A 21,193-nucleotide genomic window follows, 5' to 3' on the forward strand; every position below is an offset into this window, starting at 1 on the left:
CGCTTAGCGCGGGCCGAAAGGTCAGGATCATTTTATTGTTCTGGCTATTACCTGGTGTGGTGCAGTCTTCGTTTTGTCTGAAAGCATCTTGTCATACCCTTTCCGATAGTGATAGCCGTTTAATCGTATTGTATTAATCGGTGAAAACTTGTTAAGTTTTGGATTTTCGCGCATTAATCCTATGGATGCGCGGCGTGCTGCGTCATACACTGCGCAGCAATGTGAGGATAAATAAATGAAAAAACAGTTTATTGGCGCGCTGGCGCTACTTTTGTTGAGCGGTTGTACTGCCAGCAAACCCGGGGCATTTGAACGTATCGATGAAGACCCCAGCTCAAATACCGTCCAGTACCGATTTGATCCGGTAAAAGTCAATCGTGATGCGCTGGATACTGATCTGGCTAATTACTGCAGTAAGAAAGGATTCGACAAAGTAGAGGCGTTGCCGGTTGAGGACAGTCATATTCCAGGACTGAAGAAAGCCTGGTTCCAGTGTAATTATGCGATTAAAAGTTAAATAAAAGGGGCGGGATAATTATCCCGCCCTTACTCTTTCTATTTTTTATATTATGCTGTGTGACGTCTTTGCCCGTTAGCGGTGATGATGTCCGCCATGATACCCCCCGTGATAGCCTCCATGATAGCCACCACCCCCTCCGCGGTGCCAGCCATTGTCGTGCCGTGGTCCGATAATACAACCGCTTAATAATGTTATCAGCGCAACCACCGAAGCGACTTTAATTAATTTTGTCATAGGAAAGCTCTCCTCTTTTCCACTAACGACGACATTACGCCTGAAAAGTGGAGTGAAGATGCAGGCTTTGTAGAGTTATTTAAGAAGATATTGCCGGATATTTCATTTTGCTGAATTTTATGGCGAGGAGAACAAAGGAAATAAGAAAGGGCTGAATAGCGATTATTCTCAGCGAGAATAGTCTTAAAAGCAAGCGAAAATAATTCTCATTTAAAATGAATTATAGCTACATTATTAGCAGGACTTTTCACCAGGAGAGAAACATGGCGTATGAGGTAAAAAAATGTACTGACGTTGCAGGCTGAGCTGGGCGAATGTCCGCTCTGGTCAACCGCGGAGCAGGTGCTGTGGTGCGTCGATATTCTGGCACCGGCGATTCACCGTTTTGATCCGGCCAGCGGCGAACTGCAAACCTTTCCTCAGCCGGAAGAGGTGGGATGTATTGGCTTACGCGAGCAGGGCGGGCTGATTGCTGCCTTGCGGAGCGGCGTCTGGTTGCTGGACGCGCAGGGCAAACCGGAAAAAAAGGTGGCGGACAATCCGGGTGAAGCCGTACGCAGCCGTTTTAATGATGGCCGTGTCGATCCCTGGGGAAACTTCTGGTGTGGCAGCCTGTGGGAGCCGCAGGACAAAAATGGCGGTCTGTTATGTCGGGTCACGCCTGAGCTGAAGCTGGACGTTAAAGCGCGGGATATCAAAATCTCCAACGGCGTGGCGTTCTCTCCCGATCGTCGCTGGATGTACCACAGCGACACGCCCAACGAAGTGCTCTATCGCTATCCGTTAGACAGCCAGGGCGAACCGGGTGAACGCAGCGTTTTCCGTCGTTTTGACCCTGCCGGTGGATTACCGGATGGCGCGGCGGTGGACAGTGAAGGATATTACTGGTCAGCGCAGTTTGATGGCGGGCGCGTCGTGCGGATCGATCCGCAGAGCAGCGAGATTGTCGATGAGATCCTGCTGCCGGTGAAATGGCCTACCATGGTGGCCTTTGGCGGGGCCGATTTGAAAACGCTGTTTATCACCAGCTCGCGCGAAGATCGCAGCGATGAAGAGCTGGCGCGCTACCCTGAGTCCGGAGATATTCTTGCGGTTAAGGTCGACGTGGCGGGTATAGCAGAGCCGCGTTTCCGCGGCTGAGCAGTCAGGGCCGCATTATCGCGGCCCGTAAAGATTAATGGCGTTGCAACACCGGCTTACCGGCCACCGGCTGATGCGGCAAACGGATGGTCAGTGACAGCAACAGGGAGATCACCAGCAGGGTCATAATCAGACTGAAAGTGACGGTAAAGCCGCCAAACAAGGAAGCGACCAGTGAACCCATCACGCTACCAATACCAAAGCCGAGATAGAGCAGACCGTAATTTTTAGTCAGGTTGTTAAGGCCGAAAAAGTCACTGACCAGCGAGGGGAACACGGTGATGGTACCGCCGAAGCTGAAGGCGATGCAGGCTAACGACAGGAAGAAAGTGGTTTCATTCATATGGGTAAACAGCAGCACACTCATTCCCGCCAGTGAAACCACCTGCGCCAGCGAAATCACCCGAATACGCATCATCTTATCCGAGAGCACACCCAGCACCAGGCGGCCGCTGAGGTTAGCAATGGCGATGACCGTCACCGCGTTAGCAGCAGTCTGCGTGGAGAGATGCACCAGTCCTTCGCCGATATCCTTGGCGACACCAATCACATATAAACCGCTCATGCAGGCCGTCAGGAACATCAGCGCCAGCATCCAGTATTGTGGCAGACGTACTGATTGCGCCAGCGTATAATCGCGCGACTGTTGCTGGCTGGTGCTGGCCCCGCTTTGCAGTGGCGCATCACGCATCAGCAGTGCCCCCGCTACGATCATCGACATCGCCAGCAGACCCCAGATGATAAAAGTCTGTTCCAGACCAAACCGACTAAGCAGTGCGCCGCAGATAAATTTAAAGCCAAGGCTACCAAGACCGTAAGCCCCAATCGCACAGGCAGAAATCATCCCTTTACGTTCCGGGAACCACTTCACACAGTTTGAGAGCGTCATCAGGTATCCGGCACCATCTGCCAGACCCACCAACAGGCCGGCGCTGAGATAGAGCATCATCAGGTTATCGGCATGGGCGGTCAGCCAGAAGCCTGAGGCCATCAGCACGCCTGCGCCGATAGTTACGCGGCGAACGCCAAAACGTTCCTGTAGTTTTCCCGCCAGCGACGAGGCGATGGCCAGACCTAAACTCAACAGGCCAAACGAGAAGGCGACCTGGCTGATTGACGCATCCAGTTTCTGCGAAAGCTGACCATTGAATAAACTCCATGTGTAAACCGATCCCAGCGCGAACTGGGTAATGACCGTTCCGATCAGTGTGAGCCAGCGGGTACGCTGATGAGTCGCCTGTTGAGCCTGGTTCATGATTTTCTCTCCCGTCCGGGAATGCTGAAATTAGGCTCAGAATAGAGCAGCCTTACGCGCGCACAGGGAATAACGGCATGAACGGAAGCGGGCACGGCATGAAATGCCACTAACCGGGTATGAACGGCAGCGGGAGTAAGTAACCAAAGCGGCAGCTTAATGATTAAGCGTAATTAGCCGTAAGATAATGTTTCAGGCAGGCCATTTTGTCAGCAGCTTTGCAGATTTTTTGCCAGGCTAAGGGTTCACTTATCAGGAGGAAATATGAAAGACCGGACATATGAATCCATTACCAGTGAGGATGAGGTGTGCTGCATCATCGGTCAGGCAGTGATTGAATTGAGTGCGGAACAACAGCCTGTGACCAAATCGACGTTAGCGCTTAAATTATTGTCGATGGCCGATCGTGATAGCGACGATGAGCGTGTTCTGCTCTACTGGATTGCCCGTAAGGCAATTAATCAACCACAAAAACTTATTCAACAGCAGCAATGGGCATGATGCTCATCCGGACGCGGGCCGCAACCCGCCTCCACGTCAGGCGATAGCGCGGCGACGGCTTGCCGGCCAGCGGGCAAACATCACCAGATTGCCCAGCAAAATCATGACAAGGCCAGGGATGGCGCTGACATGCCACTCGTAGCCTTCATAGCGGGTAGATAACGCCAGCGCAACCAGCGGAAACAGTACCGTTGTGTAGGCGGCGCGGCTCGATCCGATGCGACCCACCAGCGTAAAATAAGCCCAAAAGCCCAGTACCGAACCAGCGATGGCCAGATAGCACAGCGCAGCCAGCCATTGTCCATTCCAGGTCGGCTGAAGCGAAACGCCCTGCAGCAGCGAAACCCCCGCCATCAGCAGCGCGCCATATAACATACCGTAGCTGTTAGTAGTCAGGACATCGCGTTGCCGCCGTTGATGGCGCTGGCTAATCATATTACCGAACGAAAAGCCCAGCGTGCCGAGCGCGCTTAGCCCGATTCCCCACAATAATTCACTGGACGCCTCCGTATAACGCAGGTCGTGCCAGAACAGCGCCACAATACCCGCCATACCCAGCACTATCGCCGGAATCAGACGTGGAGAAGGACGCTGGCCGAAAAAAATCCAGCTGTTGATAGCGTTATACATCACCGCCATCGAAAAAATCACCGACTCCAGGCCGCTGCTGATGTAACCGGAAGCGTAGTAGAAGCAGACAAAGTTAAAGCCAAACACGCAGCCACCCTGCAGCAGGCAAAACAGATGATCCTGCAGAGTTAAGTGATGCAGCCGTTTCAGCGCTTTAAGCAGCAACAGCATCACCAGTGAGGCCAGTAAAAAGCGCCAGAAGACGGCCACGGTCACGGCGGTAATACCTGCCGATTGTTGCGCATAGATGGCAATCCAGGTGGTGCCCCAGATCAGAACAACAGAGAGATACAAAAACAGGTTCATGGTCGCGTTCCTTACCCTAAAGTTGCCAGTGTGCAGCCAGTACGCTGTCGCGTCTTGCATCGGGCTGCGGGAGATTTGCAAAATCTTGCGCATTTTTGAGTACCCGTTGCGATGTAGCCTGTTCTCTCTGCCGTCGGAGCCGTAAACTGGCTCTCTGTTTCACTGACGCTGACCTTATGATGCGCACTTACCAGACGTTTGAAACCCTGCAACGCCACAAAGCGCAACTACGCGATAGGGTGCAGCTGCACAGCGGTCTGCAACTGGCGGCCTGGTTCAACAGTGGCGATCGCGTGACAACGCTCAGCGATCACCACACGCTGAGTCTCTATATCGAAGGTGGCTACGATACCTGGCATAAAACTGCCCACGCTGGCGTAATGGCGGGGCGCCGGATCGTTTCTGTCTGATGCCCGCGGGCATTGAATCGACGTGGGATCTGCGTGCCGATTTGGCCTTTGTGCATCTTTATTGCAGCGAAGCGCAACTGCGGCATCTGGCTGAACAGGTCTGGGATCGCAGTCCGGCACAGTTAAATCTGCATGAAAAGATCTTCTCAGCCGACCCGCGGATTACCCAGCTCTATCGCCACTTTTTGCTGAGCTGCGACTGGCAACAGCCTGCCAGCCAGCTGACGCTCAGCAGCGCATCCACCTTATTGCTGACCCATCTGTTGCAGCAATATAGCGAAGTACAGTGGCAGCTCCCTCAGGTGCGCGGCGGTCTGGCACCCGTGGTATTGCGACGGGTGCTCGATTTTATCGATGCGCATCTTGATCAGCCGTTAACGCTGGCCGATCTGGCGTGCGAAGCGGCACTGAGTGAGTTTCATTTTGCCCGCATGTTTCGTCACACCGTGGGCGAAGCGCCGCACCAGTTCGTCATGCGTCGCCGTATGCTGCGAGCGCAGTTATTACTGGCGCAGCCGTCCCTGACGCTGACCGAGATTGCTCTGCACTGCGGTTTTCACTCTTCCAGCCACTTCAGCCACCGTTTCCGTCAGGTACACGGCGTGACGCCATCAGCTTTTCGTCAGGCGAAGCGCCCATCGCGGATTGAATAGCGGCATTTACCGCAGAAGAAACGGTTAACTGCAAGCTGCGATAACCTTGTATCGTTCTCAGCGTCAGGGGTGCGGCGTCTGAAGGTTGTCAGACAATAAAAAACCTCGCCGGAGCGAGGTCGTTTTACCGGGCAGGCCGTCACTGAATAGTAAACTGCCAGGAGCCCATCGGTTTGCGAACCAGCATCATGGTTTTTCCACACCATCAATCACCACATAATACTGTTCATTGAGTTTGAGGCCTCTGGGAAACGATTCATTCCCTTCATAGCGCACCGTAATTTTATTGCCGAATACCTCTGCATCAGCCTGCTGACCAAACTGGGGCAGAGTAATTTTCTTTTTCACGCCTGGGGTCCTCGTTTTGATCGGTTGAGTGAACGGCAGACTGCTACGGTTTGATACTGTTGCTGCCGGTGGAAGTCATTACGATACGCCAACTATTATGGCATCTCTAATGTGTGCCCGGGCTCGTCAGTCTGTGAAAGTAAGAGGAGATATCGCTGTGGCTGGAAAATTTACCGGGCTGTGCGCAACAGAAGGGCGTTTATGGGCTTTTTTATTGGCGTTCAGTGAGGGAATAAAAGGGCGTGCTGGTGTCCCCTGCAGGAATCGAACCTGCAACTAGCCCTTAGGAGGGGCTCGTTATATCCATTTAACTAAGAGGACGACGGCGCGCAGTATAGCGCAGATAGGCGCAGAATTTCACTACGACGCCGTGCGTTTGCTCATTCCGACAGCAACTTAACCTTTATGCTCTTCACGCTCGCGGCGTTTTTCCTGCTTTTTCTGGTCGGCTTTGGCTTTGGCAACCGCCGCCTCGCTCATGTCATTGCGGATCTGCGCATGGCTGATCAGGGCAAAAATCAGGGTACCGCCGGTAATGTTACCTAGCAGCGTCGGCAGGGCGAAGGGCCAGAGGAACTGGTGCCACGGAATGCTGCCATTAAAGACCAGGTAAAGCACCTCGACCGAACCCACGACGATGTGCGCCAGATCGCCCAGCGCCACCAGCCAGGTCATCATCACAATCACCACCAGTTTAGCCCCGCCAGCAGAGGGGAACATCCAGACCATGGTGGCGATAATCCAGCCGGAGATTACCGCATTGGCAAACATCTCGCCCGGCGTGTTTTCCATCACTTTCATGCTGATGTCAGTAAACGCCTGACGGGTCGCATCATCAAAGATTGGCATCTCAGTAAAGGCCAGCGCCGCCAGCGCGGTGCCGATCAGATTGCCCAGCAGCACAAAGCCCCATAAACGCAGCAGCAGACCGACATTGATCCAGGTCGGCTTGTGCATCACCGGTAATACCGCGGTGACGGTGTTCTCGGTAAACAGCTGCTGGCGCGCCATAATGACAATCACAAATCCAAAGGTGTAGCCGAGATTTTCCAGTAAAAAGGCGCCTGGCACGCCCTCAAGATTGACCTGGAATATCCCTTTCGCCATCAGTGACGCGCCCATCGATAAGCCGGCTGCAATGGCTGACCAGAGCAGAGCCATACCGTCGCGTTCCAGCTCTTTCTCCCCATCCTGACGAATCTCTTCATGTATTGCTGCTGCACGCGAAGGTAGCGCCTCCTCATCGACTTCTATTTCGGTCCCCTCGTCCTTTTCATCGCTTTCAACGTCATTGTGTCCCTGTTGGTCATCTGATGAAGGCTTCATATTTTCTCCTGGTGATAGTGCTGTGGCGTAATAAGCGTAGCTGCTTTTTATTTGCCGATAATGTAACGGCGGATATGAATAAGAGTAACAACCTTTTTCGTGGCTGCATTTTTAAGCGACCTGTGTGCCACACCGCACTTATCGCCTCCTGACGGCCGCGCTGAACGGTGCTGCAGACTTCGGCGCACAGCAACATTGTGGTATTATCCTGGCCTTCTTTTAGCTGGTGCGATCCCCCCTTCATGTTGGAAATCATTACGCTCACTTGTGTACGCGATGAAAGAACGCTGTTTCATCAGCTGTCGTTCAGCGTTGATGCTGGCGACATTGTGCAGATTGAAGGGCCAAATGGTGCCGGTAAGACATCGCTGTTGCGTTTAGTGGCGGGATTAAGCCGGCCAGAGCAGGGCGAAATACACTGGCACCATCGCCCAATCGCGCAGCAGCGTGAGCAATGGCACACGTCACTGCTTTACCTGGGGCACCATCCCGGCGTGAAGGCGGTGCTCTCCCCGCTGGAAAACCTGCGTTTTTATCACCGCGACTGCGAAGATGCGCAGATTTTTGCCGCGCTGGAAAGTGTGGATCTGCTCGGTTACGAAGAGGTGCCGGTGGCACAACTCTCTGCCGGTCAGCAGCGTCGGGTCGCGCTGGCACGTTTATGGCTCAGTCGCGCCACCTTATGGGTTCTGGATGAGCCGCTGACCGCCATCGACAAAGCGGGTATCGAAAAATTAATGATGAAATTTGCTCAGCATGCCGATAATGGCGGAGCGGTGATACTGACGACCCATCAGGATCTGCCCGACCCTGCAGGGCGCGTGCGTAAAATTCGCCTCAGTGCGGCGGAGTCAATCTGATGCTGTTTCGTCTTATTCAGCGTGAATTGCGCATCGCCTTTCGCGGCGGGGCAGATGTGGTTAACCCACTGTGGTTTTTCCTGATCGTCATCACCCTGTTTCCGCTGGGTATCGGACCCGATCCGCAACAGCTGGCGCGCATTGCGCCCGGAGTTGCCTGGGTTGCCGCGCTGCTGGCCTCGCTGCTGGCGCTTGAGCGACTATTTCGCGATGACTTTATCGACGGCTCACTTGAGCAACTGCTGCTGCTGCCGACGCCGCTGCCGGTCACGGTGATCGGCAAAGTGATTGCGCACTGGCTGGTAACCGGATTACCGCTGATTGTCCTGTCGCCGCTGGCGGCACTGCTGTTATCGCTCGATTTTAACGGCTGGTGGGCGATGGCGTTAACGCTGCTGATCGGCACGCCGACCCTGAGCTTTCTCGGCGCTATCGGCGTTGGGTTAACGGTAGGCTTACGGCGCGGCGGCGTGCTGCTGAGCCTGCTGGTGCTGCCGCTGGCCATCCCGGTGCTGATTTTCGCCAGTGCGGCCATCGATGCTGCTGGCCAGGGTTTACCCATTGATGGCTATCTGGCCATTCTCGGGGCGATGCTGCTGGTCAGCGCGACGCTCTCTCCGTTTGCGACCGCGGCGGCGCTTCGGATCACGCTGCAATGAGTTCGCCACCGCGGCGCAGCGCCCAATAATCATTAACCGTAAATGTGAGCACTTGCTATGTGGAAAGCGTTACATCAGCTGGCTAAACCCGACCGGCTTTATCAACTCTCTGGCCGTCTGGTGCCCTGGTTCGCCGTGACGGGCCTGGCGGCACTGCTGCTGGGTTGGATCTGGGGATTTGGTTACGCACCGGCGGATTATCAGCAGGGCGACAGTTTCCGCATTATCTATATTCACGTTCCGGCCGCCATGTGGTCGATGGGCATCTACGCCTCAATGGCCATCGCGGCGTTCTGCGGGTTGGTGTGGCAGTTGAAAATGGCCGACCTGGTCTCTGCCGCAATGGCACCGGTGGGCGCGGTGTTTACCTTTATCGCGCTGGTGACTGGCTCGGCATGGGGGAAACCGATGTGGGGCACCTGGTGGATCTGGGACGCGCGCCTCACCTCTGAGCTGGTGCTGCTGTTCCTCTATATGGGCGTTATTGCGCTCTACCACGCTTTCGACGATCGTCGCACTGCCGGACGTGCCGCCGGTATCCTGATTCTGGTGGGCGTGGTGAATCTGCCGATCATTCACTATTCGGTTCAGTGGTGGAACACCCTGCATCAGGGCTCCTCCGGCATACTGCAGCAGGCAATTGCGCCGGTGATGCGTACGCCGCTGCGCTGGGCGATTCTCGGTTATCTGCTGTTGTTCATCACGCTGACCCTGATGCGGTTACGAAATCTGATTTTATTAACCGAACGCCATCGCCCCTGGGCCATCAGCGTGGCGAACAAGGGAGAGAAAGCATGACGCCGGCATTTTCCTCATGGCACGCCTTCTTCGCCATGGGCGGTTACGCCTTCTATGTCTGGCTGGCGGTCGCCTGCACGCTGATCCCGCTGATCGGTCTGATCATACATACCCTGCTGACACGACGTCGTCTGCTGGCGGAGATTCGCCAGCGCGAGGCGCGGGAACGCCGCATCCGGACAGCGAAAAGCCAACAAGCCGCTGCTGACGCGGCAGGAGAAACTCTGTGAATATCCGTCGACGTAATCGCCTGTATGGCGTGCTGGCGATTCTGGTCGGCCTCAGCCTGGCCACCGCGCTGGTGATGTATGCGCTGCGCTCGAACATCGACCTGTTTTATACCCCGAGTGAGATTCTCTACGGCAAAGGCGAGGCGCATGAGATACCGGAGCCGGGTCAACGGCTGCGGGTTGGCGGCATGGTGATGCCGGGCAGCGTCAAACGCGATCCCAAAACGCTGGCCGTCTCGTTCAAACTTTATGATGCCAATGGCGTGGTCAGCGTCAGCTTTGAAGGGATTTTGCCGGACCTGTTCAGGGAAGGGCAGGGCGTGGTGGCGCAAGGGGTACTGGAGACAGGCAACCGGATTACCGCCAAAGAGGTGCTGGCGAAGCACGATGAAAAATATACGCCGCCGGAGATTGAAGACGCGATGAAGAAAAATCACAACGGCCCGCAGTCGCTGTATCAGCCAGGAAAACAGTCATCATGATGCCGGAAATCGGAACCTTTCTGCTCTGTCTGGCACTGGGTATTTCGCTGCTGCTCAGCACCTATCCGCTGTGGGGCGCCGTGCGCCAGGATGCCCGCCTGATGGCAATGGCGCGCCCGCTGGCCGCTGGCCTGTTTGTGCTGATTGCCGCGGCATTTTTGCTGCTGGTCTGGGCGTTCATCGCCAATGATTTTACCGTCAGCTACGTCGCCACCAACTCCAACAGCCTGCTGCCGGTCTATTACCGCATTGCTGCCACCTGGGGCGCTCATGAAGGTTCACTGCTGCTGTGGGTGCTGCTGCTCAGTACCTGGACCGTGGCGGTGGCGATCTTCAGTCGCGGGATGCCACAGGATGCGCTGGCCCGCGTGCTGGCAGTGATGGGAATGATCAACCTCGGTTTCCTGCTGTTCATCCTGCTGACCTCCAATCCCTTCAGCCGTACCTTGCCCGACTTCCCGATTGATGGTCACGACCTGAATCCGATGCTGCAGGATATCGGCCTGATCTTCCATCCACCGCTGCTCTATATGGGCTATGTCGGTTTCTCGGTGGCGTTCGCGTTTGCTATTGCCTCCTTAATGGCCGGACGGCTCGATACCGCCTGGGCGCGCTGGTCGCGTCCCTGGACCACTGCGGCCTGGGTGTTTCTCACCATCGGTATCGTGCTCGGTTCGGCCTGGGCCTATTACGAACTGGGCTGGGGCGGCTGGTGGTTTTGGGACCCGGTAGAAAATGCCTCATTTATGCCGTGGCTGGCGGGCACGGCGTTAATGCACTCGCTGGCGGTCACCGAAAAGCGCGGCACCTTTAAAGCCTGGACGGTGTTGCTGGCCATTACTGCGTTCTCGCTTAGCCTGCTCGGCACCTTCCTGGTGCGTTCCGGTGTGCTGGTTTCGGTTCACTCTTTTGCATCCGATCCGGCGCGCGGCATGTTTATCCTCGCTTTCCTGGTGATTGTGATTGGCAGCTCGCTGCTGCTGTATGCCATTAAAGGCGGACAGGTGCGTAGCCGGGTACAAAATGAAACCTGGTCACGCGAATCCTTTCTGCTCGGCAACAATGTGCTGCTGATTGCCGCCATGCTGGTGGTACTGCTCGGCACGCTGTTGCCGCTGGTGCATAAGCAGCTTGGACTGGGCAGCATCTCAGTGGGTGAGCCGTTCTTTAACACCATGTTCAGCTGGCTGATGGCGCCGTTTGCCTTGCTGCTGGGGATCGGGCCGCTGGTGCGCTGGCGTCGTGACCAGCCACAAAAGCTGGCGAAACGGCTGGCGCTGGCGCTGCTCGTGACGCTGGCGGGCTCAATCGTGATCCCCTGGTGGTTGCAGGATCGTATTGCCGCCATGACCGTGGTCGGACTGCTGATGTCGCTGTGGATTATTGTGCTGACGCTGCTGGAACTGCATGAGCGCGCCACTCATCGGCATACTTTTTTTACCGGACTGCGCCATCTCTCGCGCAGCCACTGGGGCATGGTGCTGGGCCATCTTGGCGTCGGCGTCACAGTGATTGGTATTGCGTTCAGCACCCAGTACAGCGTCGAGCGCGATGTGCGCATGAAGGCGGGTGACAGTGTGGACATTCACCACTATCACTTTGTTTTTCGCGGCGTGCAGAACCTGCAGGGGCCGAACTACAGCGGTGGCGCGGGCCTGATCGAAGTGACGCGCAACGGTAAACCGGAAGCGATGCTGCAGGCTGAAAAACGTTTCTACACCGCCGCACGCACCATGATGACCGAAGCGGCGATTGACGGCGGCTTCAGTCGCGATCTCTACGCGGCGTTAGGCGAAGAGCTGGATGATGGTGGCTGGGCTGTGCGGATCTATTACAAACCCTTTGTGCGCTGGATCTGGTTCGGCGGCCTGTTAATGGCGCTGGGTGGCCTGTTCTGCCTGTGCGATCCCCGTTATCGCGCCCGCAAAAATGCGACACCTCAGGAGCTGGCATGAATAAGAAAATCCTGTTTATTCCGCTGGTGCTGTTTCTGCTGCTGGCGGCGGCGCTGCTGTGGCAGCTGTCACGCAATGCCGATGGCGACGATCCGACCCGGCTGGAGTCGGCACTGATCGGCAAGCCGGTGCCGCTGTTCAGACTGGAAGCGCTGGATCAGCCGGGTAAAGTTTACGATCAGCAGGTGCTGACCGACGGCAAGCCGTTACTGCTGAACGTCTGGGCCACCTGGTGCCCGACCTGTCGCGCTGAACATCACTACCTGAATAGCCTGGCTGAACAGGGCATTCGGGTGGTGGGTCTGAACTACAAAGACGATCGCAACAAAGCGGTCAGCTGGCTGAATACGCTGGGTAATCCTTATGCCCTCAGCCTGTATGACGGTAACGGGATGCTCGGGCTGGATCTGGGGGTTTACGGTGCGCCGGAAACCTTCCTGATCGATGGCAAAGGCATCATTCGCTATCGCCATGCCGGCGATCTGAATGAACGTGTCTGGCAGCAGGAAGTGAAGCCGTTGTGGCTCAAATACAGTAAGGAGGCCGGAGCATGAGGTATCTGTTACTGCTGGCCTGCGGGCTGCTGTTCAGCTTCAGTTTGTGGGCCTCTATCGATACCCTGCAGTTCGATTCGGTGGCGCAGGAGGAGCAATACCGCGATCTGACCGCTTCGCTGCGCTGCCCGAAATGCCAGAACAACAGCATCGCCGACTCGAACGCGATGATTGCGGCGGATATGCGTCTTAAGGTCTATCAGCTGATGAAGCAGGGCCAGGATCGCCAGCAAATTATCGATTATATGGTGGCGCGCTACGGCAACTTCGTCACTTACCAGCCGCCCGTAACGCCATCAACGCTGATTTTGTGGGTCGGACCGGCGCTGTTCGTGCTGCTGGGCGGCGGGGTTATCGTGCTGCGCAGTCGCCAGCGCAAAACCCGCAGTGAGCTGGACGAAGATGAACAACAGCGTCTTGATGCGCTACTCAAGTCAGACAGGAAGCCGTAATGAGTGCATTTTGGATCACCCTTTTACTGTTATTACTGGCGGCCTGTGCCCTGTTTCTTGTAGCGGGCTGGCGGCAACGTCAGGCCAGCGCTGGCGATCGCGACCGCCTCAATCAGCGCTTCTATCATCAGCGGCTGAGTGAGCTGGCGCAGGACGAAGAGCAGGGCGTAGTGGCGGAGCGACCGGTGATGGAGCGGGAACTGCAACAGACGCTGCTGGCCGATATCCCGCCCGCGACTGCGCTGCAGCCGCACAGCAGCAGCCGCTGGATATTAGTGCCGGGGCTGATTCTGCTGCTGGTGGTGTCGCTGGGGACGTATCTGAAAGTCGGCGGTCTGACGCAGCTGATCGGCTGGAAGCAGGTAGAGCAAGCGTATCCTGACTTGCGGGCGCGGTTAATGGACCCGGCAGCTAAACCGCTGAGTATGGAAGAGCTGGCGCGGTTGCAGCTTGGGCTGCGCAGCGCACTGCAGGCGGAACCGGATAACCTCAACGACTGGACCATGCTGGGCCGGCTCGGCATGGTGCTGAATAACGCCAGCGTTGCCAGCCAGGCGTTTGAACGGGCCTTGCAGTTAGCGCCCAATGATACCGCACTGAAGCAGGATTATGCCGAAGTGCTGACCCGCTCCAGCGATCCGCAGGATAACCGCCAGGCGGCGCTGCTGCTGCACGAATTGCTTAAGGCCGATGGTCACAACCTGCGTACTCTGGGGCTGCTGGCGTTCAATGCCTATGAGCAGCAGCAATACGATCAGGCCATTGACGCCTGGCAAACGCTGCTGGCGCTGTTGCCGGCCAGTGATGAGCGGCGCGCCATGATTGCCCGCAGCATTGAACAGGCTAAAACGGCCGCCGGGCAGCAGAACAGCCAGCTGGCGCTGACTATCAGCCTGACGCCGCAGGCAGAAAAAATGTTACCGCAAGGCGGAGTGTTGTATATTTCTGTGTCTGATGGTGTCTCGCCGGTGCCGGTGGCCGTAAAGCGAATGCCGCTCAGCCACTTCCCATTATCGCTGACGCTGGATGACAGTAATGCCATGATGCCGGATCGCCTGCTGTCGGCACAGCATCAGATTCAGGTCCGGGCGCGAATTTCTCGCGACGGTAGCGCCAACCCCCGGTCGGGTGACTGGTCCGGTCTGAGCGCGGTCACGCCCTGGGATGGTCATCAGCAGATGGCAGTAGAAATTAATCAACAGCAGCCCTGAGCGCGTGGCCGATCACGTTCAGGCGGGCCCTGTGGCTACCCTGGCTGACGTGAAGTTAGCTATGCTGATGGGGTAAGCAGGTTCGTTACCGGGCTGCCGCCTGTAAAACGGGCAGACCTTTTTTCATCCGCACAGGGAGATTGGAATGAATTATCGCCTGACCAGCCTGGCTGTCGCCAGCGTCCTTCTGGTAGGTTGTGCCAGTTCGAAGCCGGCGAATAACGAACCCGCTCAGCGCAGCGATCCGTTCGAAGGCTTCAACCGCACGATGTTTAACTTTAACTACAACGTGCTGGACCCCTATGTGCTGCGCCCGGTGGCGGTGGCCTGGCGCGATTATGTGCCGGTACCGGCCCGTACCGGACTAAGTAATTTCCTCGGCAACCTCGAAGAGCCCGCCAGCATGGTCAACGCCATTCTGATGGGCAACGGACGTGATGCGGGTGTTCACTTCACCCGCTTCTTCCTGAACAGCGTGCTGGGTCTGGGCGGATTCATTGACGTGGCCGGTAAAGCCAATCCGGAGCTGGCGCGTGAAGAGCCGCACCGTTTCGGCACCACGCTGGGACACTATGGCGTCGGTTATGGTCCCTATGTAGAACTGCCGGCTTACGGCAGCTTTACCGTTCGCCAGGATGGCGGCGATTATGTCGATACCCTCTATCCGATTCTGGGCTGGCTGACCTGGCCGATGTCGATTGGTAAATGGACGCTGGAAGGCATTGAGACGCGGGCGCAATTGCTTGACTCGGATGCGATTCTGAAACAGCAAAGCGATCCTTACGCCTTTATCCGCAACGCCTACTTCCAGCGTCACGATTTCCTGGCGCGCGGCGGTAAGCTCAAGCCGGAAGAGAACCCGAACGCAGCAGCGATTCAGGACGATCTGCAGGATATTGACGCGCAGTAACCCCGCCAGCATCGGCTTCTGCCAGTAAAAAGGGCGACTCACCGGAGTCGCCCTTTTAGTTTGCTTTTGCGCATCAGAACTTATAGTTAAAGTTCGCGCCATACAGCCAGGCCTTACCTTCAGAATTAAAGGTATAAGGGCCTTCTTTGACCGTTACGTTCTGACCATGCATATAAGAGATACCGACATCGACTGAGGCGTGATCGTCGAAAGCATAGGAGGTACCGGCGCTGAGCCACAGGCGATCCTGATCCGGGATCGAGATTGAGCGCTTATCGGCCGGAACCGGGCTGTCATCAAAGGCGATACCGGTACGGAACGTCCAGTTCTTGTCATAGAAGTAGGTCGTCCCTAATGCAATACGCCAGGCATCGCGGTAACTCTCATCTTTATAGAACAGGGTCTGACCGTTAGAACCGGTCGCTTTCAGCTCCTGGAACTGACTCCAGCTGGTATAGGCCATGCTGTAGTGTACCGCCCACTGCGGAGCCACTTTGTGCCAGCCTGACACTTCCCACATTTCCGGCAGGTTAAGGGTCAGTGCGCCAGGAATGGTCGAGCCGTTAGTGCCGTAAGGGATGCCCGACTGCTGCGGATTATTGACCGCGTTCAGTGCGGAAGGAAGATTACTTTTGTAATCGCCATCGAAATCAACTTTCACTTCTGAGCGGTAGGTAAAGCCGAAACGGTTATTTTCATCCACTTCATACAGGATACCGGCGTTCCAGCCGTAGCCCCACTCATCGCCTTTCAGATGGGCGACCTGGGTATCAGCCGGAATGCGTAATGCCGCGCCTGATTCACCGGCATAACGCTCGATTTTGGCTTTGGCATAGACGGCATCAAATCCCACCCCGACACTAAAATGTTCATTCAGCCGGTAGGCGGTGCTGAGATTAAAGTTCCCGGTCATCAGGTCAGTTTTACCGCCATAGCCACCGGCGGTGTAACCATTATTAAACTCTGTCGCTAAGCCATAATTGGACGTGGCAGAGGCACCGATCCACCATTGATCGTTAATCGGCTGAACATAATGAATATTCGGCACCCACTGGTTCGGGGCGATATTATTGGCATCAAGGCTACGACCGCTCTGACTGCGACCACTGATATTGACATCCGGGTCGATATAGACCGCGCCAATAGAGAATGCCGGACGATCCATTAATGCCATCGTTGCCGGGTTACGGCTGGCGGATGCGGCGGTATCGCCCATTGCACCTTCGCCTGAATATGCGCGACCTAAACCAATCGAAGAAAATTCATTTAACTGAAACCCAGCTGCGTAAACGTGTGAAGAGACAAGTGCCACTGCAGCCGCCACGGCTGACTTTGCAAACAGGTTTTTATGGTTCATGACCACAACCTCATGTGAATTATTATTTAACGTTATTACGTCGCGTAACAAGGGACGGCGGATTGTAGGGACTGATGTAAATCGCACATATCAGACCAGTGCGGAGAGTATAGGTCCGACCTGTGTACATGTTGCAATATTGTTTTTAAAATATTTCAGGATTGATCGCTTAAAATTCGATCTGCGTAACAAAACTGAGCCAGCGCCTCACAGCATAACCAGTCCAGTTTGTTTTGGATCAAATTTTATTGTGATATTCGTCACTTAGCGACCGCTTCGTGGCGCATCTTTAGCCGAAGAGGTAAAATCTGGCGCAGTAGATTGCTTATCCCACCAGACCTATCGTCAGGAGAAAATAATGACTGATGCCATTAAAAAATGCAGTGCGACGGAAACCGCAGCCTGCTGTTGTGTTGATGTAGGCACGGTAATGGATAATACCGATTGCACCGCCAGCTGGTCAGAGTGGTTTGCACAGCGCGCGGATGCTGAAGCAAAACTGGCCAGCCTGACCGAGCGTGCTCGCCAGGTTGAATCTGATCCCTGCCTGATTGAGGCGCGCTTCAGTGAGGCGGACCCGGGCGTCCAGCTTGATATCGATTTTACCTTCAGCTGCCAGGCAGAAACCATGATCTTCCAGCTCGGTTTACGCTAACCCGCCTGACGCCGCGTTCAGCGCGGCGTTTTTCATTTTCGTGTTTCCCTTCGCAATTTTTTCCTTTCGATATTGGCGACTCACCCGCTTGTGGTTAACACTGGGATCAGGTCAGACCTCTTTGGGCAATGACGCCACGGTCCCGATTCACAGGTGAGAACAATGAGCAAAGCGCAGCCGCTGCTGACGCGCGATGGCGAACGCATCGCGATTACCCATGGGTTACGTACCCCTTTTTTGCGCCAGGCGACCGGCTTCCACGGCATTCCGGCGGTGGAACTGGGCCGGATGGTGGTCAGCGAATTAATGGCGCGCAGTGAACTGCCGGTTGAAGTGATTGATCAACTGGTGTTTGGCCAGGTGGTGCAGATGCCGGAAGCGCCAAACATTGCCCGCGAAATCGTACTGAGTAGCGGCCTGAGCGTACATACCGACGCCTACAGCGTCAGTCGCGCCTGCGCCACCAGTTTTCAGGCCGTGGCTAACGTTTGTGAAAGCCTGATGGCGGGAACCATCTCTGCCGGCATCGCCGGGGGAGCGGATTCGTCCTCAGTGCTGCCGATTGGCGTCAGCAAAAGTCTGGCGCGGGCGCTGGTTGATCTCAATAAAGCCCGCAGCCTGCAGCAAAAGCTGCAGATTCTGCGTCGCCTGCGTCCGCGCGATCTGCTGCCGGTACCGCCTGCGGTGGCCGAGTATTCAACCGGACTACGAATGGGCGATACTGCTGAGCAGATGGCTAAAAGCCACGGTATCAGCCGCGAAGCACAGGATGCGCTGGCGCTGCGATCTCATCAGCATGCCGCTAAAGCCTGGCAATCGGGCGTGCTGCAACAGGAAGTGATGGCAGCGCTGGTGCCACCGTGGAAAAAACCGATCGATCAGGATAACAACGTACGTATGGATGCGAAGGCGGAAGACTACGCCCGGCTGCGTCCGGCATTCGATCGCCAGCACGGCAGCGTCACCGCGGCCAACAGTACACCGCTGACCGATGGCGCAGCCGCGGTCATCCTGATGCGCGAAGGGCGTGCGCGTGAGCTGGGCTTGCAGCCGCTGGGCTATCTGCGCAGCTATGCCTTTACCGCCATCGGCGTACAGCAGGATATGTTGCTGGGTCCGGCGTACGCCTCGCCGCTGGCACTGGATCGTGCCGGCGTTACTCTGGCCGATCTGACCCTGATTGATATGCATGAAGCCTTCGCCGCACAGACCCTGAGTAATCTGCAGCTGTTCCGTGATGAGCGCTTCGCCCGCGAGGTGCTGAATCGGCCACATGCGCTGGGCGAGGTGAATGAAGAGCGCTTTAACGTACTGGGCGGATCGATCGCCTACGGTCATCCTTTTGCCGCTACCGGTGCGCGGATGATCACCCAGACGCTGAACGAACTGCGGCGGCGCGGCGGCGGGTTAGGGCTGGTCACTGCCTGTGCGGCGGGTGGTCTGGGTGCGGCAATGGTTCTGGAGGCCGAATAATGGAACAGAGTGCTTTTCATTTACAGATGCGGCTGGATCACGTTGGCGTCATCACTATCGACGTGCCGGGCGAGAAGATGAACACCCTTAAAGCGGAATTTGCCGGACAGATCACTGCCATCATTGCCGAGGCGCGGCGCGATCCGCAACTGGCGGGACTGGTGCTGATTTCGGGCAAAGCGGACAACTTTATTGCGGGTGCAGATATCAGCATGATCGATCGCTGCCAGAGTGCCGCAGAGGCTGAAGCACTGGCGAAGCAGGGCCAGGAAGTGATGGTGGCGCTTGCCGCCTTGCCTTTCCCGGTGGTCGCGGCGATTCACGGTGCCTGCCTCGGCGGCGGACTTGAGCTGGCGCTGGCCTGCGATGCGCGCATCTGTACTCTGGATGATAAACCCGCCTCGGCCTGCCGGAAGTTCAGCTCGGCTTATTGCCGGGCTCAGGGGGTACGCAGCGATTGCCCCGGTTGATCGGCGTGCAGCAGGCGTTGCCGTTGATCCTGACCGGCAAAAGCCTGCGGGCGAAGCAGGCGCGTAAACTTGGCATTGTTGATGATGCGGTACCGCAGGCGATTTTGCTGGAAACCGCGATTGCCAGGGTGAAAAAGGGCAAAACCAGCGGCCGCTTGCTGCCGCTGCGCGATCGGCTGCTGCATGGACCGGTGGCGCGTCAGGCGCTGTTTGCGCTGGCAACCCGTCAGACCGCCGCGAAAACCCAGGGTAATTACCCGGCGGCAAAACGTATCATTGAGGTGGTGCGAATCGGTCTGGAGCAGGGCAGCCGGGCCGGGCATGAGGCTGAAGCGCGTGCCTTTGGTGAACTGGCAATGACGTCAGAATCGGTTGCGTTACGCGGTCTGTTCTTCGCGACCACCGCGATGAAAAAAGAGCCGGGCGGTGACGCCACGCCGCGTCCGGTGCGCAGCATCGGCATTCTCGGTGGCGGTCTGATGGGCGGCGGTATCGCCAGCGTCAGCGCGATCAACGCCGGATTGCCGGTACGCATAAAAGATATCAGCCTGGAGGGTGTCAACCATGCGCTGAAAACCAGCTGGGACCTGCTGAGCAAAAAGGTGAAACGCCGTCAGATCACGCCGGCTCAGCGTCAGCAGCAGATGGCCCGCATTACCGGCGGCATTGATTACCAGGGCTTTGCCCGCCGTGATGTGGTGATTGAAGCGGTATTTGAAGATCTGACACTCAAGCAGCAGATGGTGCGTGAAATTGAATCGCACTGTCAGCCGCAGACCATTTTTGCCTCTAATACCTCTTCATTGCCGATTGAAGAGATCGCCGCCGGCGCGCAGCGGCCGGAAAATGTCATCGGACTGCACTATTTCAGTCCGGTGGACAAGATGCCGCTGGTGGAGGTGATTCCCCATCTGAATACCTCTGGCGAAACGCTGGTCACTATCGTGGCGCTGGCGCGCAGCCAGGGCAAAACGCCGATTGTGGTGGCAGATCAGCCCGGTTTTTATGTTAACCGGATTCTGGCGCCCTATATAAATGAGGCGATGCGTTGCCTGCTGGAAGGCGAACCGATTGAACATATCGATCGTGCGCTGGTGAAATTTGGTTTTCCGGTTGGCCCGCTGCAGTTGCTGGATGAGGTGGGTATTGATGTCGGCAGCAAAATTTCCCCGATTCTGCAGCAGGCCTTCGGCGAGCGTTTTGCCGCGCCCGCGGCGTTTGAAGCGGTACTGAAGGATGGGCGCAAGGGACGTAAAAACCGCAAGGGCTTCTATCGTTACGATCAGCCACGCTGGCAGCGCAAAAAACCGGATGCGTCGCTATACGCCCTGCTGAACATTACTCCGCAGGCGCGACAGAGCGAGGCGCAGATAGCCGAACGCTGCGTGATGATGATGCTGAACGAAGCGGCGCGCTGCCTGGATGAACAGGTGATTCGCTGCGCGCGGGATGGTGATATCGGCGCGGTATTTGGCATCGGCTTTCCACCCTTTCTCGGCGGCCCCTTCCATTATATGGAACAACTGGGCGCGGTGGAGCAGGTCAACAGATTAACCCGGTTAATGCAGCAGCATGGGGATCGTTTTGCCCCGTGTGAGGCGTTAATTAAGGCCGCCGCAGAATAGACGAAATTTTACATTTCTGACGGAAACGGAATACCCACTCCGATTCAGCGGGTTAGAAAAGCGTCGCCAGAATGTGCGCCGCAGCAGGAATCTGAGAAGTGCTTATTTAATAAACAACCGGTTGACTATACTGAAGCCATTAGGGTACAACACAGCGTTCACTCGCAGAGTGAAGAGTC

Annotated in this window: 20 protein-coding genes, 1 tRNA gene and 2 pseudogenes; 17 read left to right on the top strand and 6 right to left on the bottom strand. The window is 56.3% G+C overall.

The features are described 5' to 3' along the window. The first annotated feature begins 235 nt into the window (after positions 1–235). Positions 236–517, top strand: a complete 282-nt coding sequence (locus HA41_RS12185; protein ID WP_094121014.1) for a lipoprotein — start codon at positions 236–238, stop codon at positions 515–517. 525 nt (positions 518–1,042) lie between these two features. Further along, on the top strand, positions 1,043–1,894 hold the full coding sequence (locus tag HA41_RS12190; RefSeq protein WP_094121015.1) for an SMP-30/gluconolactonase/LRE family protein: 852 nt from the start codon (positions 1,043–1,045) through the stop codon (positions 1,892–1,894). A 34-nt stretch (positions 1,895–1,928) separates the two neighbouring features. Here HA41_RS12190 and HA41_RS12195 read toward each other — a convergent pair whose 3' ends face one another. Beyond that, the gene (locus HA41_RS12195; RefSeq protein ID WP_094121016.1) at positions 1,929–3,149 is read right to left on the bottom strand and encodes an L-lactate MFS transporter; all 1,221 of its coding nucleotides are present in this window, start codon (positions 3,147–3,149) and stop codon (positions 1,929–1,931) included. A gap of 264 nt (positions 3,150–3,413) precedes the next feature. On the opposite strand from HA41_RS12195, the gene HA41_RS12200 reads away from it, so the two are divergent. Further along, the gene (locus HA41_RS12200) at positions 3,414–3,650 is read left to right on the top strand and encodes a hypothetical protein (protein ID WP_031375888.1); all 237 of its coding nucleotides are present in this window, start codon (positions 3,414–3,416) and stop codon (positions 3,648–3,650) included. Between the two features lie 36 nt (positions 3,651–3,686). Here HA41_RS12200 and HA41_RS12205 read toward each other — a convergent pair whose 3' ends face one another. Further along, a complete protein-coding gene (locus HA41_RS12205; RefSeq protein WP_094121017.1) occupies positions 3,687–4,586 on the bottom strand; it encodes a DMT family transporter in 900 nt (299 codons plus the stop codon). Positions 4,587–4,765: 179 nt separating this feature from the next. Between HA41_RS12205 and HA41_RS12210 the strand changes: the two are divergent. Beyond that, a pseudogene (locus HA41_RS12210) lies at positions 4,766–5,649 on the top strand (AraC family transcriptional regulator). A gap of 186 nt (positions 5,650–5,835) precedes the next feature. Here the strand turns inward: HA41_RS12210 and HA41_RS21005 are convergent. The 3 genes from HA41_RS21005 to HA41_RS12220 form a co-directional block, all read right to left on the bottom strand. After that, positions 5,836–5,997 carry a hypothetical protein gene (locus HA41_RS21005; protein WP_158086622.1) on the bottom strand — a complete coding sequence of 54 codons (162 nt, stop codon included), beginning with the start codon at positions 5,995–5,997 and terminating at the stop codon, positions 5,836–5,838. A gap of 246 nt (positions 5,998–6,243) precedes the next feature. After that, positions 6,244–6,318: transfer RNA gene (locus HA41_RS12215), tRNA-Arg, on the bottom strand. Between the two features lie 75 nt (positions 6,319–6,393). Beyond that, positions 6,394–7,323: a formate/nitrite transporter family protein gene (locus HA41_RS12220; RefSeq protein ID WP_094121018.1), complete on the bottom strand. Its 930-nt coding sequence runs from the start codon at positions 7,321–7,323 to the stop codon at positions 6,394–6,396. Between the two features lie 242 nt (positions 7,324–7,565). Here HA41_RS12220 and ccmA point away from each other — a divergent pair, with 242 nt between their 5' ends. The 10 genes from ccmA to mlaA all read left to right on the top strand — a co-directional run bounded on the left by ccmA (position 7,566) and on the right by mlaA (position 15,434). Then, entirely contained in the window at positions 7,566–8,183 is a 618-nt protein-coding gene (gene ccmA / locus HA41_RS12225; protein ID WP_094121019.1) for a cytochrome c biogenesis heme-transporting ATPase CcmA, read from the top strand. After that, complete coding sequence (gene ccmB / locus HA41_RS12230) at positions 8,183–8,842, top strand: heme exporter protein CcmB (RefSeq protein WP_094121020.1); 660 nt, start codon at positions 8,183–8,185, stop codon at positions 8,840–8,842. Before ccmA ends, ccmB begins: the two co-directional genes overlap by 1 nt. 57 nt (positions 8,843–8,899) lie before the next feature. Continuing rightward, positions 8,900–9,640, top strand: a complete 741-nt coding sequence (locus tag HA41_RS12235; protein WP_094121021.1) for a heme ABC transporter permease — start codon at positions 8,900–8,902, stop codon at positions 9,638–9,640. After that, positions 9,637–9,870: a heme exporter protein CcmD gene (gene ccmD, locus HA41_RS12240; protein ID WP_094121022.1), complete on the top strand. Its 234-nt coding sequence runs from the start codon at positions 9,637–9,639 to the stop codon at positions 9,868–9,870. Before HA41_RS12235 ends, ccmD begins: the two co-directional genes overlap by 4 nt. Then, complete coding sequence (ccmE, locus tag HA41_RS12245; protein WP_094121023.1) at positions 9,867–10,352, top strand: cytochrome c maturation protein CcmE; 486 nt, start codon at positions 9,867–9,869, stop codon at positions 10,350–10,352. Before ccmD ends, ccmE begins: the two co-directional genes overlap by 4 nt. Further along, entirely contained in the window at positions 10,349–12,307 is a 1,959-nt protein-coding gene (locus HA41_RS12250) for a heme lyase CcmF/NrfE family subunit (RefSeq protein ID WP_094121024.1), read from the top strand. The genes ccmE and HA41_RS12250 overlap by 4 nt, the downstream gene beginning before the upstream one ends. Beyond that, complete coding sequence (locus HA41_RS12255) at positions 12,304–12,861, top strand: DsbE family thiol:disulfide interchange protein (RefSeq protein ID WP_094121025.1); 558 nt, start codon at positions 12,304–12,306, stop codon at positions 12,859–12,861. Before HA41_RS12250 ends, HA41_RS12255 begins: the two co-directional genes overlap by 4 nt. Then, a complete protein-coding gene (locus tag HA41_RS12260) occupies positions 12,858–13,313 on the top strand; it encodes a cytochrome c-type biogenesis protein (protein WP_094121026.1) in 456 nt (151 codons plus the stop codon). Before HA41_RS12255 ends, HA41_RS12260 begins: the two co-directional genes overlap by 4 nt. Further along, a complete protein-coding gene (ccmI, locus tag HA41_RS12265) occupies positions 13,313–14,524 on the top strand; it encodes a c-type cytochrome biogenesis protein CcmI (protein WP_094121027.1) in 1,212 nt (403 codons plus the stop codon). Before HA41_RS12260 ends, ccmI begins: the two co-directional genes overlap by 1 nt. Before the next feature lie 145 nt (positions 14,525–14,669). After that, the gene (gene mlaA, locus HA41_RS12270; protein ID WP_094121028.1) at positions 14,670–15,434 is read left to right on the top strand and encodes a phospholipid-binding lipoprotein MlaA; all 765 of its coding nucleotides are present in this window, start codon (positions 14,670–14,672) and stop codon (positions 15,432–15,434) included. 73 nt (positions 15,435–15,507) lie between these two features. On the opposite strand, the gene fadL is transcribed toward mlaA, so the two are convergent. Further along, positions 15,508–16,791, bottom strand: a complete 1,284-nt coding sequence (gene fadL / locus HA41_RS12275) for a long-chain fatty acid transporter FadL (RefSeq protein ID WP_094121029.1) — start codon at positions 16,789–16,791, stop codon at positions 15,508–15,510. A gap of 358 nt (positions 16,792–17,149) precedes the next feature. Between fadL and HA41_RS12280 the strand changes: the two genes are divergently transcribed. The 3 genes and pseudogenes from HA41_RS12280 (at position 17,150) to fadJ (ending at position 21,014) form a co-directional block, all read left to right on the top strand. Then, on the top strand, positions 17,150–17,446 hold the full coding sequence (locus HA41_RS12280) for a YfcZ/YiiS family protein (RefSeq protein ID WP_094121030.1): 297 nt from the start codon (positions 17,150–17,152) through the stop codon (positions 17,444–17,446). A gap of 162 nt (positions 17,447–17,608) precedes the next feature. Then, positions 17,609–18,919 carry an acetyl-CoA C-acyltransferase FadI gene (gene fadI, locus HA41_RS12285; protein WP_094121031.1) on the top strand — a complete coding sequence of 437 codons (1,311 nt, stop codon included), beginning with the start codon at positions 17,609–17,611 and terminating at the stop codon, positions 18,917–18,919. Continuing rightward, a pseudogene (gene fadJ / locus HA41_RS12290) lies at positions 18,919–21,014 on the top strand (fatty acid oxidation complex subunit alpha FadJ). The gene fadI and the pseudogene fadJ overlap by 1 nt, the downstream one beginning before the upstream one ends. Positions 21,015–21,193 lie beyond the last annotated feature (179 nt).

The sequence above is a fragment of the Pantoea conspicua genome, assembly GCF_002095315.1.
GTDB classification, from domain to species: Bacteria; Pseudomonadota; Gammaproteobacteria; order Enterobacterales; family Enterobacteriaceae; genus Pantoea; species Pantoea conspicua.

Excerpts from the sequence above, each read along its gene's own strand:
- HA41_RS12185 (WP_094121014.1), top strand. The coding sequence starts at position 236 with ATGAAAAAACAGTTTATTGGCGCGCTGGCGCTACTTTTGTTGAGCGGT.
- HA41_RS12195 (WP_094121016.1), bottom strand. The coding sequence starts at position 3,149 with ATGAACCAGGCTCAACAGGCGACTCATCAGCGTACCCGCTGGCTCACA.
- HA41_RS12200 (WP_031375888.1), top strand. The coding sequence starts at position 3,414 with ATGAAAGACCGGACATATGAATCCATTACCAGTGAGGATGAGGTGTGC.
- HA41_RS12205 (WP_094121017.1), bottom strand. The coding sequence starts at position 4,586 with ATGAACCTGTTTTTGTATCTCTCTGTTGTTCTGATCTGGGGCACCACC.
- HA41_RS12220 (WP_094121018.1), bottom strand. The coding sequence starts at position 7,323 with ATGAAGCCTTCATCAGATGACCAACAGGGACACAATGACGTTGAAAGC.
- ccmA (WP_094121019.1), top strand. The coding sequence starts at position 7,566 with ATGTTGGAAATCATTACGCTCACTTGTGTACGCGATGAAAGAACGCTG.
- ccmB (WP_094121020.1), top strand. The coding sequence starts at position 8,183 with ATGCTGTTTCGTCTTATTCAGCGTGAATTGCGCATCGCCTTTCGCGGC.
- HA41_RS12235 (WP_094121021.1), top strand. The coding sequence starts at position 8,900 with ATGTGGAAAGCGTTACATCAGCTGGCTAAACCCGACCGGCTTTATCAA.
- ccmD (WP_094121022.1), top strand. The coding sequence starts at position 9,637 with ATGACGCCGGCATTTTCCTCATGGCACGCCTTCTTCGCCATGGGCGGT.
- HA41_RS12250 (WP_094121024.1), top strand. The coding sequence starts at position 10,349 with ATGATGCCGGAAATCGGAACCTTTCTGCTCTGTCTGGCACTGGGTATT.
- HA41_RS12255 (WP_094121025.1), top strand. The coding sequence starts at position 12,304 with ATGAATAAGAAAATCCTGTTTATTCCGCTGGTGCTGTTTCTGCTGCTG.
- HA41_RS12260 (WP_094121026.1), top strand. The coding sequence starts at position 12,858 with ATGAGGTATCTGTTACTGCTGGCCTGCGGGCTGCTGTTCAGCTTCAGT.
- ccmI (WP_094121027.1), top strand. The coding sequence starts at position 13,313 with ATGAGTGCATTTTGGATCACCCTTTTACTGTTATTACTGGCGGCCTGT.
- mlaA (WP_094121028.1), top strand. The coding sequence starts at position 14,670 with ATGAATTATCGCCTGACCAGCCTGGCTGTCGCCAGCGTCCTTCTGGTA.
- fadL (WP_094121029.1), bottom strand. The coding sequence starts at position 16,791 with ATGAACCATAAAAACCTGTTTGCAAAGTCAGCCGTGGCGGCTGCAGTG.
- HA41_RS12280 (WP_094121030.1), top strand. The coding sequence starts at position 17,150 with ATGACTGATGCCATTAAAAAATGCAGTGCGACGGAAACCGCAGCCTGC.
- fadI (WP_094121031.1), top strand. The coding sequence starts at position 17,609 with ATGAGCAAAGCGCAGCCGCTGCTGACGCGCGATGGCGAACGCATCGCG.